The organism is Methanobrevibacter sp. (genome assembly GCF_045577275.1).
In the GTDB taxonomy this organism is placed as follows: Archaea; Methanobacteriota; Methanobacteria; order Methanobacteriales; family Methanobacteriaceae; genus Methanobrevibacter.
On sequence record NZ_JAZNIB010000255.1, the window covers coordinates 1 to 2,890 of the forward strand.

The window sequence follows — 2,890 nt, forward strand, 5'->3', positions numbered from 1 at the left end:
CTTAATTGTTTTACTGGAATCATATAAGCTAAAGAGTAACTTCAATCTTAATTCAGAAGTGACAACAAACTTCAATAAGTTAAAATCATCCAAATCATTTATTCCATCAAAATAGTCAGAATTAATAATTATCCCCCCTTCCGTTAGGATATATAAGGTCTTCAAGTGAAACATAATCTCCACATAATCCTTCATATTCCTCAAAAAGTTTCAAACCGAATTTTATGGCTTCTTCATTGGTGGAAACCAATACACTATTTTGATTGAACTGATGATTTTTAGTATAAAAAGCTGCAACAAAACATTTATCAGAAACTGTGAAGGCAAATTCAATATTATGATCGTTAGGTTTCAATTTGACAAATCTATTTTTAATTCCGGGACTTTTTGGCACATAATCTATAATGAAGTTTTTTACAGCTTCAGAAACTTCATCCGGAAGTATCAATTCAACAGTACAGTCATTATCGACCCAATAGCTAATGATATCATCATGTTTTGGATGGAAATAAGGAAAAATGCCTTTTAAAAATTTAAAGCCCATTAAGGAACGCTGAAAAGTATCAGTAGCTTTGAATAAATCAACATTGTTGGATTCAATTATTTCAGAACCCTCAAGGGATGACAAATCCTTTATTGCATCAATATGAATATCTATAAGAGATTGATTGAGGAAGTCTGATTTTTCTCTTAAAAACTTAGCAGATTTGTTAAAATAGAGAATATCAGTTAATTTCAACCTTGTTTTATTATACAAATAAAACTTTTCTTCTATATTGTAAATAAACTTTTTTTGCTCTAGCTTATTGATATTATCAAGAATTGAACTGTAACTGTAACCGGTTTTTTCTTCAATCTGCTTAATTGAAGCGCCAGAATTAAATAAACAGCCTAAAATTTTTAAACGAATCTCAGAGTTGATTAAAAATCGAATATCTTCTTGAAATTCAATTAAATTTTCTCCATCATATAGATTTGACAAATTCATACCTCCATCCATTCTTATTGATATTTATATCCTAAAATATATTTAAACTTTTTAATTGTTCAATAATATAAAAATAGACACTTAATTGATTTAATTTTTCTATATAATATGAACAATTTAAAAATTTTTTGAAAAATTATAAACAATTAAAAAAAACATGAAACATCAAGAAAAAAGAAAATTAATAAAAAATAGAAAAATGAAATGGCCTCAGATCGCCCATCATTCATCACGTATCAGAGCTCATAGGGTTCATCACAGGCCATTTAATGATTATGAAAATAAAAATAAAATAAAATAAAAAATGAATATGAAAAAATAAAAAATAAAAAGTAAGTTCGAAATTATCCGAACATTACTCCACCATTGTCATCTAATTGGCCTTCCTTATTTTTACCTAAAATCTTGTTGATAGCATCCTCAAAGTCTGCCATAATGATATGATCTCTTTCTTCACGGATAGCAAACATACCTGCTTCTGTACAGATAGCCTTTAAGTCTGCACCAGCAAATCCTTCTGTAAGAGCAACGATATCATTAAGATTAATATCAGAAGCCAAATTCATTTTCTTGGTGTGGATTTTAAGAATTTCAAGTCTGCCTTCTTCATTTGGAGCTGGAACTTCAATGAATCTGTCGAATCTTCCAGGTCTGAGTAAAGCAGGGTCTAAGATATCAGGTCTGTTGGTAGCACCAATGATACCAATATCTCCACGAGATTCAAAACCATCCAATTCTGCAAGCAATTGCATAAGAGTTCTTTGAACCTCTCTGTCTCCACTGGTAGAACTTTTAAGTCTTTGTGCTGCAACTGCATCAAGCTCATCTATGAATATGATACTTGGTGCCTTTTCTTTAGCAAGCTCAAATACTTCCCTAACCATTCTTGCACCTTCACCAATGTATTTTTTAACAAACTCAGAAGCAACAACCTTAATGAATGTTGCATTGGTTTCATTAGCTACAGCCTTTGCAAGCAAGGTCTTACCAGTTCCAGGTGGTCCATACAATAAGATACCTTTAGGTGGGTCGATACCAACCTTTTCGAATAATTCTGGATGTTTTAAAGGTAATTCTACAGTTTCCTTTACTTCAATTATTTGATCATCCAAACCACCAATCACATCATAGGTTACATCAGGTTTAGTGTCAATTTCCATACCGGAAACATTTGCATCCTTCTCGGAAGGCAATACTTCCACTACACCAAAGGTTTGTTGATTTAAAGCTACTCTTGAACCTGGCTTTAATAGTTTTTCATCCAAGAACTTTGAATAGTTGATGAGGAAACTTGGTCCAGTACTGCTTTTTACAGTCAATCTTGAATCATCGATTACTTCAGTAATGGTAGCCAATATAAGTGGAGGTGATCTGAATCTTTCAACTTCACCTCTTAATGATTTTAACTCTCTTTCTAAACGTATTTTTTCATTTTCAGTTAGAATCTTATCTTTTTCAAGCTTTCTAACTTTCCACATAAGGTTACGTTTAGTTTTTGTATTCTCTGCCTTAAGCAAATCTATTTCTTTTTGAAGTTCATCAACGGATTTAGGTTCCTCTACTTCTTCTATTTTAGCAGGGTTGCTAATATTTTGAACTTCATTTGGAGAATCTTCCATATTATACTCCTCCTTTAAAATATAATTATTTTAAAAATGATTGAATCAAATTAAAACATTTGATTTCGACTAAATTTGTTTACAACTAAATTTTATTTACAACTAATTTTATTTATTTTAAATAATTTTACATATTACAAATAGAATTAAATATTTCATAAATAGTTAATTCTATATAATCTAATTATTTCGTAGATTATAAAATTATTTATACATTGTAATATATAAAGCTTTTCTTAATTTTAGTAAGAAAAACATTTAAATAATTTTTTTTAAGAAAAAC

Annotated in this window: 2 protein-coding genes; both read right to left on the reverse strand. The window is 29.6% G+C overall.

Going from position 1 to position 2,890, the window contains the following annotated elements; genetic code table 11:
* Positions 1-121 precede the first annotated feature (121 nt).
* Positions 122-982, reverse strand: a complete 861-nt coding sequence (locus ACKI67_RS07485) for a helix-turn-helix transcriptional regulator (protein ID WP_407462856.1) — start codon at positions 980-982, stop codon at positions 122-124.
* A gap of 350 nt (positions 983-1,332) precedes the next feature.
* Positions 1,333-2,607, reverse strand: a complete 1,275-nt coding sequence (gene pan, locus ACKI67_RS07490; RefSeq protein WP_407462857.1) for a proteasome-activating nucleotidase — start codon at positions 2,605-2,607, stop codon at positions 1,333-1,335.
* Positions 2,608-2,890 lie beyond the last annotated feature (283 nt).